Source organism: Otoolea muris (assembly GCF_943193115.1).
Lineage (GTDB): Bacteria > Bacillota > Clostridia > Lachnospirales > Lachnospiraceae > Otoolea > Otoolea muris.
Genome location: NZ_CALPCY010000023.1, coordinates 1 through 12,620, shown reverse-complemented (window position 1 = coordinate 12,620; position 12,620 = coordinate 1). Strand labels below are relative to the sequence as shown.

Below are 12,620 nucleotides of genomic sequence, written 5' to 3'. Positions count from 1 at the left end.
CCTGCCTCCTTAATGATTCATGCTTTTTCTCTGAAGTCCGACATTGAGGACAATCCCCATCCCGATAAACATGCTGAGCAAAGAACTGATGCCTGAGCTGATGAAAGGAAGCGGAAGTCCCGTGTTCGGAAAAACGCCGGTGGCCACGGCAATATTGGCAAAGCTCTGGAAGGCCAGAAGCGCCGCCATGCCGGAGCAGATGAGCTTTCCGGCCTCATCCTTTGCCCGGCCTGCCATCCACAGGCATTCATAAACCATCAGGGAATAAATGAGAATCACGGCCACACAGCCAATGAAGCCCAGCTCCTCTCCAACTACTGCAAAAATAAAATCCGTCTGTTCTTCGGAAAGGAAATTTCCATTTTTGACAGACGCAAGGGTGTTGTTAAAAAGCCCCTTTCCCTTGAGCTGCCCTGACCCGATTGCCATAATCGAGTTATCCTGCTGACGGTTTAAGTCAGCATACTGGCTGTCGCTGTGAAAGATCTTGGCCAGGATGCGCTTCGCCTGGTATTGCTCCAAAAACGGAACGATATCCAGCACAGCCAGGTAAAGGCAGAGAAGCGCAGCGGGAATCCCGGCCGCCAGTATGCCGAGAATCCAGCGGTAGCTAAGGCCCGCCATATAGATCATGCAGGCCAGCGTAAACGCAATCACAATCGTAGTGGACAAATTTGGCTGCATGTAAACCATCCCCAGGGGGACGGCCGCAAGGAGGGCGGCCGCCCCGATGATCAGGGGGTGGTTAATCTTCTCCCGGTTCCGGGAAAGGAACCAGGAAAAGACTACGATAAGCCCTATCTTAACAAACTCAGACGGCTGAATCTGAATCCCGAAAATCTTGAGCCATCTCGTCGCGCCCTTGGTGTGCTTGCCGATCAGGAGCACCGCAATAAGAAATCCCACGCAGCCCAGATAGATCAGGGCGCTGAATTTAAAATACCGGTGGTAGTCGATGAGCGACAGCACAAGGCAGGCCGCCAGAGCGACTAGAGCTCCCACAATCTGCTTCATCACCGTGGACGAATCGCGCCCGCTGGCGCTCCCGATTAAGAGAACGCCGAGGACGCTGAGCGCGAGCATATACAGGATTATGCGGAAATTGTAATTTTTGAAGTTATACTCGAATATCATTCTGTAAACAGCCCCTTACTTCCGTAAATCACGAATCGGTATACTGGCATAGAGCGCGGGCAGCTTTCCCTTATAGCCGTCGGATGCGTTTCGCAGGACGCATACCGTCAGATCGCCCGCGTCGATCTCCACATAGCGGGACAGCGTGTGGAGAAAATCGTTCCGGATCATCTCCAGAAGCTCCGGCGAGCAGCCCGCCCGGTCCGAAACCAGCAAAAATTTCAGCCTCTGGCGGGCGATCTCGCCGGAATTTTTCCTGGTGAATATCTCTGCAATATGAATCATAGGGCCGCCTCCTTACGCCCGCTTCAGGAGGCATGTGATTTTCGACCAAATGTTCCGGCTGTTATCCAGGTTCATAAACGGCACTGATTCGCCCAGTATCCGCTTGCAGATGTTTAAGTACGCCTCCCCGGCGCAGCCGTTCATCCCCACCAGAGGTTCTCCCTGGTTGGTGGAAATGACGATGTCCTCGTCATCCGGGACGGTTCCAAGGATCGGGACGGACAGAATATCCATCACGTCATCCACGGACATCATGTCCCCGCGCCGCACCATATCCATGCGGATCCGGTTGATGATAAGCTCCTTTGTCCTTACGTCCTCCGCTTCCAGAAGGCCGATGATGCGGTCTGCGTCCCGGATGGCCGAAACCTCCGGCGTTGTAACGATAATTGCCCGGTCCGCCCCCGCAATCGCGTTGCGGAATCCCTGCTCGATGCCGGCCGGGCAGTCTAACAGTATGTAATCAAAATCTTCTCTTAAGTAGTCTACCAGTTTGATCATCTGTCCAGGGCTCACGGACGACTTGTCCCGCGTCTGGGCAGAGGGCAGTAAAAACAGGTCAGGATATCTTTTGTCTCTAATGAGCGCCTGCTTCATACGACAGTTCCCTTCTATGACGTCCACCAGATTGTAGACAATCCGGTTCTCCAGGCCCATCACCACATCGAGATTGCGCAGCCCGATATCCGTATCAATCAGAACCACACGCTTTCCCAGCATGGCAAGGCCCGTTCCGACATTCGCAGAAGTGGTTGTCTTGCCGACGCCTCCTTTTCCGGAAGTAACAACAATGACTTCACTCATATGAACATCCTCCTGTATTCAGTTTGCCGCGTTCCGGCCTTTATTCCCGCGAGCAACGAGCCAAGTGGGCATGCTTGCATGCACATTTGGCGACTGCCGCGAGGGTCAAATACCCCGCTGCTCTGCAGCGCTGCAAGTTTGACGCCCCGTTGCTTGCAGCGGGGTTGTTGACTGCCAGGCATAACCGCCGGCCGGCCCACAACATAAGTCTACCCTATTATTCTACTCTAAAACCGGAAATAATTCCAGCATTAAATGTAATTTATATAAAATTTATATAAAATTAAAGTAATTAAAAAAACTTTTTTTAATGGTCTCCACGCGGATCCCGTTTTCTGAGACGGAGGCGATCATGGCCCCGCGCCCAAGACGCTTTCCCTTATCTCCTCCCCCGAGGGTGCAGGAGGCGATCGTAAGCTGTAAGGGAGACATCCCAAAGGCCGCCACCACGGCGTCCCGGTTTCCCGCCGCCCCGGCGTGGACCGTGCCCCCCAAAAGCCCGAGGACAATGATATTGCCCTTTGCCGTCACGCGCGCGCCGTGGTGGACGTCCCCGATCACCACGATGCTCGCCTCGGACTCGATCACGTCGCCGCGGTTTAAGCTGCCCCTGTAAAACTGCCCGGTCCGGCCTGAAAGCTCCATCAGGCGTTCGGTCAGCGCCTTTTCGCAGCGGGCGATCCGGTTCGCGTCCGTGTCCAGGAGGCAGAGGATCTCAAGCTGCGAGTTTGCCGTAATAGCGTCCACCACCTTAAGCTCCTCCACCGGGGTCAGCTCCCTCCCCTCCAGTGTCAGCGTCATCTGGGCCGAGCCCCAGAAGCGGGCGCTCTCCCTGAATTTTTTTCCTATATCTTCAATCAATTCCTCAAACGGCAGCTCCGGGCTCAAAATCACCGTCATCCCTGCCTTGCTGCCCTTGATCACAACTGAACTGCGCATGAAATCATCCCCTTTTAGTCTCCGTTCATCCGCTCATTGGACGAATCGAGCGCTCCGGAGGCCATAATATCGTCCAGCGTCGTGTACCCGTAATAATAGCGGTACACATGCCTTGCCACCCGGGCCGCATTTGCGGAGGTATATCCGTTCGGAATATTGACCGTGACCACGATCTCCGGGTTCTCATACGGCGCAAAGGAGATAAAGAACGCATGGTTGCCCCTCTTCTCCGACTCCTGCGCCGTCCCTGTCTTTCCAGCAATGTGGATGTCCAGATTTGAAAAAATACTGCTGTTTGTGATAACCTGGCGCATCCCCTGATGCACGGCGTCCCAAGTATCCTGGCTGATCGAAAGGCTCTCGTGGATCTTTGGCTTATAGTCCTCCACCAGGTTCCCCTGTGAATCGGTCTCCTTGTCGATCAGGCTCAAATCAAACACCGTCCCGCGGTTTGCCAGAGCCGTCACATAGCGCGCGAGCTGCACATTGGCAAACTGGTGCGTGCCCTGTCCCATGGAGGAGCGCTCGGGATCCGTATTGCTGATCTCCGGCGCGGACTCCGAGATCTCGATACCCGAAGTCTCGCCAAGGCCGAACAGGGTCGCATATTTGCGAAGCTGCGCCAGGCCCTTTTCCGTGCTGTATGTCCCGTCCGCCTCCAGGGAGAGCCGGTGGGCCGCCTCGGAGAAGAAATAGTTGCAGGAATTTTCCAGCCCTCCGACCACATTCAGCGGCCCGTGAAAGCCCGGGTACTTCCAGCAGCGGATGGGATTGCTGACCTCTTCGTAAATACCCGTGCAGGTGATCGGCTCCTCAAGGCTTATCACGCCCTCCTCAAGACTTGCAATGGCTGTAATCGGTTTAAATGTCGATCCGGGCGCTTTTAAGGTCTGCGTCGCGTTATTCCGAAGCGGCAGCGACTGATCCGCGTTCAGCCTGGCAAAATATTCGCTGTCCGAGATCCGGTTATTGTCATAGCTCGGGTAGGTCACAAGCGCCAGCGCCTCCCCGTTGCGCACATCGGTCACCACGCAGCTCGCCGTACACGGATCCAGGGCGAGCTGGGCCGGCGTGAGCTCAATATTGCGTATCTTTCCTATCAGGAAACCATACGCCGTATTCTCATCCCCCGCCTCAAGGGCCCGCACCTCGGCCTCATCATAGGCCAGCACGTTCTGCGCATACAGAGCCAGGCAGAGCTCCTGCCCCGTCACGGTATTATTGTTGATTAGATACCTGTAAATCCGCTTGGTAAACTCCGTATCTTCCCGGAGGAGGTCAAAGCAGAAATCCACCAGGGCTGTAAACACATCGTCCGCGTTGGAATAGCGGCTCTCGATATTCAGCTTTGTGGTATCGATCCAGTTGCTGGCAATCCCATAATATAAATAGTCATGCAGGCTCATCTGCCCCTCGCGCCAGGCCGCGTACTCCGCGCTTCCCGTATCAATGGCGTCGCGCAGGACGACCCCCGCCTCGTCTCCGGACAGGCAGGCGTAAATATACTGCATGTACGAGCGCATCTCCTCAGACAGGCTCTCCATGGGCAGCGCGTGCTCTGATAAAAGCTCGCCGCGGATCTCATTTTCAATGCGCACCCGCGCGTCCGCATACTTCTGGTTGATCCGGCGCTCCACATCCGAAGCCTCATCCGAGGCAAAGGACTCAAGCGACAGCACGTTATTGTTGATGAGCTGAAAATAGGCGTCCTTTACAGGAATCCGGATCGTGGAAGAATCGCGGTAAGTGATCTGATCCGCCTCCATGTTGACAATGGTATTGACCAGCACGCCCGCGAGCTGCCGCTCCAGGATATGATAAATGCCCTTCTGCAGGTTCAGATCCAGGGTCAGCCAGATGTCATTGCCGGCCTCGGGCGGCACCTCGTTTTCAATGCTTAAGATACGCCCCACATTGTCCACATACGCGGTCTGGGAGCCCTTTTTGCCCTTTAAATTCAGCTCCATGGAGGACTCGATCCCGGTCCGCCCCACGATGTCATTGAGCTCGTAATCATCATTGATTTTCTTCAATTCCTCCAGCCGCTCGGCCGTTACCTTGCCCGTATAGCCAAGGATCGGGGCAAAGTACAGGCTGTCATTGTAGACGCGGATCGTCGTCTCCTCAATATCCACGCCCGGAAGCGCCGCCGCGTGCTCCAGGATATCCGCCACCGTCTCGTCGCTGATATTGGAGGCAATGACCGTCGTCTCGTACTTCTGGAAGGCGGTGAAACGCATCGTGTAGCGGATATTCACCATGGCCAGCGCCAGCGGATCCGGCACGTCCGCCGTCTCCCCGGCCCGGTTTTTTGTCTCCCCCAGGCTGTATGTCTCCTTCAGCTCCTCAAACAGCTCCCGGGCCGTGACGTCCGAGGGGTACTTCCCATCCTCGCCGTCCAGCTCGTCCACGCTCTTTAAGCCGTAGTAATCCCGCAGAAAGCGCTTCTTCGCCGCCTGTGTTTTGGCTGTAAATCGAATCTCTCCGTCGCGGTCGATCGACAGCTCCAGGCTGCCCTGCACCGTCTCCCCGTGCCGGTCCAAAATCGAGACCAGCTCATACAGCATGGTATTCCAGTCCGAGTCCCTGCGAAGCGCGCCGATATCCTGGATGGCGACCGTGTAGGCCAGCTCATTGTACGCCAGGACATTCCCGTTGCGGTCGTAGATATTCCCCCGGGTGCTGGCCGTCTTAATCACCTTCTCGGCCAGCGCGATGTACGCGTCCTGATACGTCTCCCCCTCCATAATTTGTAAGCGGAACAGCCGCGCCACCAGCGTGCAGGACATAGCAAAAAACAGCACGCCAAGGACAAACAGCCGTGATGTTATGATCTTATGAAACAGCTCTTTTATATATTCTTTCAGGTCTTCAAACAAGATTCGAGTCTCTCCTTTGCTCCCATTCCCTGAGCTTGCGGTGAATAAATAAAAGGAATGAATAACACACCAGCGTCGTCACCGTTGTGAAAATCATCTCCGGAAGGATGATCTTCAGGAAATAATGCCCGAAATTCAGCCGGTTCCGGATCAGGAAACGGAAAATGTAGATATACAGGTTATAAGCCAGATCATTTACAATACTTAAAACCAGCGGCAGCGTAATATAATCCTCATAATAATATTTCGTGCAGATCCCGTTTACATACCCCATGTTTACGAAAAACAGGGTGTAAAAGCCAAAGGGCCCGCTGTAAAAGAGATCCATGAGAAGTCCGGCGATGAAGCCGTACAGCATCCCCAGCTCCTTTCCCTCAATAAACGCGCAGATGAACGTCAGGGTGAGAAGCAGGTTCGGCGCTGCGGAAAGGAAGGCAATCTGCGGGAATACGCAGATCTGGATGGTAAAGGCCAGAACCATCAGGCCAATGTTAATCAGAATTTTCCGCATGCCCGTCTCTCCTGTTTTTAAGCTGTGTAATCACCAGCACCTCCTGGAGGTTGTCAAACCTCGCCGCCGGGATGATATAGCCTGATTTAGTGACATTATTCGCGTCCGTGGACAGCTCTGAGGCGTAGCCGATCAGAATGCCGGGCAAGAACACATCGCTGATGTTGGAGGTGACGATCTTGTCGCCGTCCTGGATATCCGCGTCCTTTTTTATGTGGTCAAGCCCGATGCGGCCCTGCTCATACAGCGTCAGATCCCCGGACACATTGCACGTGTCCCCGGAGCGCAGCGACATGCCGCTGACATTGCTGTCATCGTCGATAATCGTGCGGACCGTGGCGTAATTGGCCCCCACGTCGATGACGATGCCCACCAGGCCGCCGTCGGCCATGACGTTCATGTCAACCATGATGCCGTCCGCCGAGCCCTTGTTGATGCGGAACACCTGGAACCAGTTGCCCGAATCCCTGGCAATGATGCGGGCCGCCACCTTCTCATACTGCATGTATTCCTGATCCAGCCCGAACAGCTCCCGAAGCCTTGCAAGCTCATACACCTCGGCCTGCAGGCGCGTGTTCTCCTCCGTGAGCTGGCTGACACGCGCCGTGAGGACCTCGTTTTCCTCCTGCGCCGCCTTAAGGGATGAAAAATCCCGGATGTAATTGTAAATACTGGCCCCGACCGCATTGACCCCTGACTGGAGCGGGACGAGCGCATAGCCGACCCCGACGCGCAGCGGCGCGAGAAAGCTGCTGCTAAACGACGTAACCCCAATCAGCAGGATGCAAAAAACGGACAGCCCTGCCAGGATATATTTGCTGTTTTTCATTCTATAGTATTCCCCGTTCCTTAAAACTGAAATAGGTCTGATTCCCAATAATAATGTGATCTAAAAGACGGATTCCCAGAAGGGCCCCCGCCTCCTTCATCTGCGCCGTCATCCTCTGATCCTCCCGGCTGGGGGACGGATCGCCGCTCGGGTGGTTGTGGATCAGGATCACACTGACCGCATGATACCGCACCGCTTCAATAAAAATCTCCCTTGGAGACGCCACGGATAAGTTCACTGTCCCCCGAAAGATCAGCGAATCGCGGATCAGCGTGTTCTTCGTGTTCAGCATCATCAGGCGCAGCTCCTCCTGTTCCATATGACGCATGTCCTCCATATAGTAGCCCGCAATCCGCGCCGGATCCGTAAAAGCCGGCACATTGTCCCGCGCCACGGACTTCCAGATGCGCCTCGACAGCTCGCCCACGCACAAAAGCTCAATCCCCTTTACCCGTCCGATGCCGCGAAGCTCCATCAGCTCCGGCAGGGATAAATGCATCAGGCCCAAAAGGCCCTCCGGCTGGCACTGCGTCAGAAGCCGCTTTGCAAGCTCCAGGGAGTTCTCCCCCCTGGTCCCGGTCCGCAGCATCACTGCCAGAAGCTCCGCGTCCGTTAAAGCCTCCGGCCCCTGCGCGGCGCATTTCTCATAGGGTCTGTCCTCGTTTGGCAGCTCCTTTATCTTACGTCGTTCCATCTGACCTCCTCACCGGCGGCCCGATGTGGGCCCCGCCGCTCTGAACGCGCCTCTCCAAGTACGTTTTGAGAAGGAAAATCTGTGGAAATCATCGTTTTTGACCGATTCCATATCCATATGCGCCGCGCCTTTAAAAGACGCGGTATACCAGGATCGCGACCAGCACCCCGATGATACTGGCCATGGTAATCCGGATCGTCAGCCCAAAGGTGATGACCAGAATCCCGAAATCCAGCTTCAGCGGATCCGTCAGCCCGAACGTCTCCCCGAAGTTCAGCCACGACAGCCACGGAATACCGGACGCAAGGCTGCCAAGGAAACCGCCAAGCACGATGCCTGTCAGTAAAAACAGCAGCAAAATCCAGAAATTCTTTTCTCTGCCCATGATCGGTTCCTCTCTTTCCGCGCCGTTTCCAGGCGGGGCTTTCACAATTCGCCCTTATCTCCGCACAATCTTCGCCAGCCCTGCATCAACCATCTTCTGCAGCGACATCAGAATCCCCAGCTTTGCATGATGCCACGTCAGGCCGCCCTGGAAATAGACGTTGTAGGGCTCTTTGATCGGGCCGTCGGCTGACAGCTCGATGGATGAGCCCTGCACAAAGGCCCCGGCGGCCATGATCACCGGCGAATCGTAGCCCGGCATATCCCATGCCTCCGGCGTGACGAAGCTGTCCACCGGGGCGGCGGCCTGGATGCCCTGGCAGAACGCGGCCACGCCCTCCGGGCTTTTCAGCGTGACGGCCTGGATGATGTCGTGGCGGCTCTCCTGTCCATTTGGCATCACGGGAAATCCGAGGCGTTCATATACATTTGCGGCGAAAATCGCGCCCTTCAAAGCCCCGGCCACGACGGCGGGCGCCATAAAGAGGCCCTGGAACAGGGACTGGTTGACCCCAAGGCTGGCCCCTACCTCGCGCCCTAAGCCGGGCGAGCCCAGGCGGAACGCGGCGTTTTCTACACATGCCTTTGTCCCCGCGATATAGCCGCCGATCGGGGCCAGGCCGCCGCCGGGATTCTTGATCAGGGAGCCCACGGTCATATCCGCCCCCACATCGCCCGGCTCGATGGCTTCCACAAATTCTCCGTAGCAGTTGTCTACCATACAGATCACATCCGGCTTGATGGACTTGATGAAGGATATGAGCCCGCCGATCCGCTCCACGGACAGGGTCGGGCGGGAGGCGTAGCCTTTCGAGCGCTGGATCGTCGCCAGCTTTGTACGGGGATTGATTGCGCGCCGGATCCCCTCATAGTCAAAGCCCCCGTCCTCCAGAAGATCCGCCTGGCGGTACGTGATGCCGTATTCCTTCAGGGAACCGTTTGACTCCCGGATGCCGATTACCTCCTCCAGCGTGTCGTACGGCTTTCCCACAGGGGAAAGAAGCTCGTCCCCCGGCCGCAGGTTTCCGGCCAGGGCTGTGTAGAGCGCGTGCGTCCCGCACACAATCTGCGGGCGCACCAGCGCGTCCTCTGTGTGGAATACGTCCGCATAGACGCGTTCCAGCGCGCCGCGGCCGAGATCATTGTAGCCGTAGCCTGTGGTTCCTGCAAAATGGATGTCGCTGATCCGGTTTTTCTGCATAGCGGCAATGACCTTGAGCTGGTTATACTCCGCTGTCCCGTCGATCGCCTCAAAGCGCTCCTTTAACGAGCGCTCTATCTCCTCTCCAAAGGCCAGCGTCTCGCGGCTGATCCCAAGATTTTCATATATCTGTCCCAGTTGTTCTGATTTTGACATGCCCTTTATCTCCTTATGTACAGGAAAAGCAGGCCGCCCGGCCGCTCTTCCACTGTTTCGGTATGCATTCTATGGCAACCGCCCAGCCGGGGCGAACCGCTGTATTTTGCGTTCTATTTACCATACCATTATATGTAAGGAAATTCAAGGAAATTTTTTATAAACTGCCATTATCGTTTTCAATCCTGCCGCAGCTTTTTGGACAAACCTGAACGGCCGTATGCCTGCGGACACTACACTTTCGTGCGATCCAGCGCAGCAGGCGCGCAGACCGGTCTGAACGGCTGCATCCTGTCCACAACCTGCGCAAATAACATCAAGGCTATGGGACAGCTTCACCACTACTAGTACACCGTTTTCTTAATCCTTATTCACACTCACCATCTGCCTCCAGGAAATGATCAGGGAGATGGCGGCAACAGCCGCATACGCTGCGATACGCAGCCGTTTCCATTTTGCAAACAGTTTTGGGAAATGAGCGCACAGCAAAAACAGATATCCCGCAAATACCAGCGCATATGTAAGATGGGCGCGGATGGGCTGCGCCATTCCCGTAAGAAGCGTAATCGCTACGGGCAGGACAAACAGCGCCAGAAGGGCAAAGATACCATACAGCAGACCATTTCTCCTTTCCCTCACCCCGCGGCCAAGAATCAAAAGCGAAACAGCGGCGGCCCCGACAAAGAATGCGGAGAAAAACAGCGGCAGTTCCGCCTGATACCGGTATTTGTAAACATACAGACCCCCCCCCTGCCTTTCCTGAATCATTGTTTTTGTCAATTTTTTCCTTAAAGAATTGTACCATAAACGGAAACGGGATTCAAGGTGCAGCAGAAAATGGGGTATATTTTCATATGTGCCGGTTCCGATGGGAAGACGCAGGACACGCAGGGATAGTTCGTATTCTCCGTACCCTTCAGCCGGGAAACAGGCAAAAGCTACCTTTTGACAGATGCGCCGATACTGGCCTGCTGCAAGGATGGTATCCATAACAAACAACAGGCAAAACCGGCCCTTTCGGTTTGTCCCGCCTTAACTTCCTACCATATGTTAAAACTGCTCTCCTGCAGCAGAGCAAAACAGGAATTTATCAATCTCTTTTCATATACAGTAATGGAAATGGATTGCCTTGTTCATCTAATTCTGTTCGTTTATAAACTTCAAATCCCATGTGTTCATAAAAGCCTTTTGCAAGAGGATTTTGTTCATTGACTGCAAGTTCCTTTACCGAATAATTTTCAATGCCATACTGCAGTAATTGTTTCCCAAATCCTTGCCCTCTGCATTCATTTGAGATAAACAGCATCTCAAGCATTTTATCTGCAACTCCCATGAAGCCCATTGGATTCCCGATTTCATTCTCTGCTGCCACCAAAATAGGAACGCTATTTAAGGCTTGTGGAACATACTGCTTAATACTGCTTATCTCATCATCTGATAAAAACAGATGAGTAGCTTTCACAGCACTCTCCCATACTTTTAATAATTGTTCAACTAATACGGAAGTTCTGTCTTTTATCTCTATAATTTTCATACTCTTTACCTATAATGTACTCTCGGAATCTCTCTGCGCCTGCTTTTGCGGCTGATTTTCCGCCAGATGCACCCAAATTTAATCAACGTACGCTCCACGTACGCCTCATAAATTTGTGCACATCTGACAAAAAATCATCTCACAAAATCAGGCACAGCGAGATTCCGAGAGTACATTATATAAATCTATTTTTGTTTAAAATAATCAGCTCTGCAATTTTTTCAACCATCCTTTCTTTGATTGTACGTATTTAACGAATGAATGTAAATTCTTTTCTGAGCACACGCCACGAAAAACCGAATATCGAAACCAAAAGCCGCGCAGCAACTGACGAACCATCATCTACCGCGCGGCTTTTTTGTTATATATCGCTTTGCCCTGGATCCTTTTGACCGACCGCCGTTACAAAGGCATATCGCCGGAAGTCAAAGTGCCGTATGGCCTGCTGCATGACCGCATGAGGCTGTCTGCCCGCAATGGCTGGCTGGACGACAACGGGCGGGTTCCTCTACTTCACCCCGGAGGAAGCCATGACCATGCTGGACTGCGGCAAGGACAAACCTGAAAACAAAAAAAGCTGAAAGCTCCATATCACTTCGGCTTTCAACTTAAATATTCAACAGGGGAAGAGGGATTCGAACCCCCATTAACGGTTTTGGAGACCGTTGCTCTGCCATTGAACTATTCCCCTAAATCAGCTCACTCAGATATAATACCACATGACTGTGGAACTGTCAATTATTTTTTACAATTTGGAATCAGTAAAAATGAGATAAAATAATGGTTGACTTTTCCAGTACAATTGCGGTATAATAAAAATAATTTCATATAATCTGTTTATCTGTTACATTTATATCATTTCACTTTCTTAAATAAGGTAATATGTTTCTGGACAAGACTCTCCGCCATTGCTATAATATGACCAAGGAGGAATTTTTATGGGTGAAAAAGAATTTCTAGCGACATTGTCTGAACTGCTTGACAAAAAGATCGATGTCATAGTCACGGAAAAGATCCCGGCAGTTTTAGAGGAAGCACTTGAATATTCTCTGCTTCCCAAACTTAACATAATATTAGATGCTAAGCTTGAAGCCAGATTCGCAGAACAAAATGCTAAATTTGAAGCCAGATTTGCCCAAATCGAAGCCAAATTTGCTCAAATCGATGACAGGTTTGCCCAAATCGATGACAGGTTTGCCCAAATCGAAGCCAAATTTGCTCAAATCGATGACAGGTTTGCCCAAATCGATGACAGGTTTGCCCAAATCGA

At 53.3% G+C, this 12,620-nt stretch carries 13 protein-coding genes, 1 tRNA gene and 2 pseudogenes; 3 read left to right on the top strand and 13 right to left on the bottom strand.

Annotated features, from left to right (window positions below; translation table 11 throughout):
* Positions 1 to 9: 9 nt before the first annotated feature.
* From NFS31_RS14435 to NFS31_RS14380, 12 genes are all read right to left on the bottom strand, one after another.
* Entirely contained in the window at positions 10 to 1,134 is a 1,125-nt protein-coding gene (locus NFS31_RS14435) for an FtsW/RodA/SpoVE family cell cycle protein (protein WP_251496327.1), read from the bottom strand.
* A 15-nt stretch (positions 1,135 to 1,149) separates the two neighbouring features.
* Positions 1,150 to 1,419 carry a cell division topological specificity factor MinE gene (gene minE, locus NFS31_RS14430; RefSeq protein WP_160227915.1) on the bottom strand — a complete coding sequence of 90 codons (270 nt, stop codon included), beginning with the start codon at positions 1,417 to 1,419 and terminating at the stop codon, positions 1,150 to 1,152.
* Between the two features lie 12 nt (positions 1,420 to 1,431).
* Entirely contained in the window at positions 1,432 to 2,223 is a 792-nt protein-coding gene (gene minD, locus NFS31_RS14425; protein WP_251496325.1) for a septum site-determining protein MinD, read from the bottom strand.
* 273 nt (positions 2,224 to 2,496) lie between these two features.
* Positions 2,497 to 3,162, bottom strand: coding sequence for a septum site-determining protein MinC (locus NFS31_RS14420; protein WP_251496323.1), 666 nt, complete (start codon positions 3,160 to 3,162; stop codon positions 2,497 to 2,499).
* A 14-nt stretch (positions 3,163 to 3,176) separates the two neighbouring features.
* Positions 3,177 to 6,041 (bottom strand): penicillin-binding transpeptidase domain-containing protein, encoded by a 2,865-nt coding sequence (locus tag NFS31_RS14415; RefSeq protein ID WP_251496320.1) that lies wholly within the window; start codon positions 6,039 to 6,041, stop codon positions 3,177 to 3,179.
* Entirely contained in the window at positions 6,034 to 6,552 is a 519-nt protein-coding gene (gene mreD / locus NFS31_RS14410; protein WP_251496317.1) for a rod shape-determining protein MreD, read from the bottom strand. The genes NFS31_RS14415 and mreD overlap by 8 nt, the downstream gene beginning before the upstream one ends.
* Positions 6,533 to 7,381, bottom strand: coding sequence for a rod shape-determining protein MreC (gene mreC, locus NFS31_RS14405; protein ID WP_251496314.1), 849 nt, complete (start codon positions 7,379 to 7,381; stop codon positions 6,533 to 6,535). Before mreC ends, mreD begins: the two co-directional genes overlap by 20 nt.
* Before the next feature lies 1 nt (position 7,382).
* Positions 7,383 to 8,075: a RadC family protein gene (gene radC / locus NFS31_RS14400; protein ID WP_251496311.1), complete on the bottom strand. Its 693-nt coding sequence runs from the start codon at positions 8,073 to 8,075 to the stop codon at positions 7,383 to 7,385.
* Positions 8,076 to 8,205: 130 nt separating this feature from the next.
* Positions 8,206 to 8,460: a DUF4321 domain-containing protein gene (locus NFS31_RS14395; protein WP_251496308.1), complete on the bottom strand. Its 255-nt coding sequence runs from the start codon at positions 8,458 to 8,460 to the stop codon at positions 8,206 to 8,208.
* Positions 8,461 to 8,514: 54 nt separating this feature from the next.
* On the bottom strand, positions 8,515 to 9,816 hold the full coding sequence (locus NFS31_RS14390; protein ID WP_251496306.1) for a methionine gamma-lyase family protein: 1,302 nt from the start codon (positions 9,814 to 9,816) through the stop codon (positions 8,515 to 8,517).
* Positions 9,817 to 10,176: 360 nt separating this feature from the next.
* Positions 10,177 to 10,596, bottom strand: a complete 420-nt coding sequence (locus NFS31_RS14385) for a hypothetical protein (protein WP_251496304.1) — start codon at positions 10,594 to 10,596, stop codon at positions 10,177 to 10,179.
* 310 nt (positions 10,597 to 10,906) lie between these two features.
* Positions 10,907 to 11,350 carry a GNAT family N-acetyltransferase gene (locus NFS31_RS14380; protein WP_251496301.1) on the bottom strand — a complete coding sequence of 148 codons (444 nt, stop codon included), beginning with the start codon at positions 11,348 to 11,350 and terminating at the stop codon, positions 10,907 to 10,909.
* Between the two features lie 358 nt (positions 11,351 to 11,708).
* On the opposite strand from NFS31_RS14380, the pseudogene NFS31_RS28355 reads away from it, so the two are divergent.
* Both NFS31_RS28355 and NFS31_RS14370 read left to right on the top strand, forming a co-directional pair.
* A pseudogene (locus NFS31_RS28355) lies at positions 11,709 to 11,801 on the top strand (hypothetical protein); the annotation flags it as partial.
* Between the two features lie 25 nt (positions 11,802 to 11,826).
* Positions 11,827 to 11,931 (top strand): replication initiator protein A, encoded by a 105-nt coding sequence (locus NFS31_RS14370; protein WP_251496460.1) that lies wholly within the window; start codon positions 11,827 to 11,829, stop codon positions 11,929 to 11,931.
* A 39-nt stretch (positions 11,932 to 11,970) separates the two neighbouring features.
* Here NFS31_RS14370 and NFS31_RS14365 read toward each other — a convergent pair.
* Positions 11,971 to 12,041, bottom strand: a tRNA-Trp gene (locus NFS31_RS14365).
* A 247-nt stretch (positions 12,042 to 12,288) separates the two neighbouring features.
* Here NFS31_RS14365 and NFS31_RS14360 point away from each other — a divergent pair.
* Positions 12,289 to 12,620: pseudogene (locus tag NFS31_RS14360) on the top strand (hypothetical protein); the annotation flags it as partial.

Coding starts and splice junctions, on each gene's coding strand:
- NFS31_RS14435 (WP_251496327.1), bottom strand. CDS start 1,134: ATGATATTCGAGTATAACTTCAAAAATTACAATTTCCGCATAATCCTG.
- minE (WP_160227915.1), bottom strand. CDS start 1,419: ATGATTCATATTGCAGAGATATTCACCAGGAAAAATTCCGGCGAGATC.
- minD (WP_251496325.1), bottom strand. CDS start 2,223: ATGAGTGAAGTCATTGTTGTTACTTCCGGAAAAGGAGGCGTCGGCAAG.
- NFS31_RS14420 (WP_251496323.1), bottom strand. CDS start 3,162: ATGCGCAGTTCAGTTGTGATCAAGGGCAGCAAGGCAGGGATGACGGTG.
- mreD (WP_251496317.1), bottom strand. CDS start 6,552: ATGCGGAAAATTCTGATTAACATTGGCCTGATGGTTCTGGCCTTTACC.
- mreC (WP_251496314.1), bottom strand. CDS start 7,381: ATGAAAAACAGCAAATATATCCTGGCAGGGCTGTCCGTTTTTTGCATC.
- radC (WP_251496311.1), bottom strand. CDS start 8,075: ATGGAACGACGTAAGATAAAGGAGCTGCCAAACGAGGACAGACCCTAT.
- NFS31_RS14395 (WP_251496308.1), bottom strand. CDS start 8,460: ATGGGCAGAGAAAAGAATTTCTGGATTTTGCTGCTGTTTTTACTGACA.
- NFS31_RS14390 (WP_251496306.1), bottom strand. CDS start 9,816: ATGTCAAAATCAGAACAACTGGGACAGATATATGAAAATCTTGGGATC.
- NFS31_RS14380 (WP_251496301.1), bottom strand. CDS start 11,350: ATGAAAATTATAGAGATAAAAGACAGAACTTCCGTATTAGTTGAACAA.
- NFS31_RS14370 (WP_251496460.1), top strand. CDS start 11,827: ATGGCTGGCTGGACGACAACGGGCGGGTTCCTCTACTTCACCCCGGAG.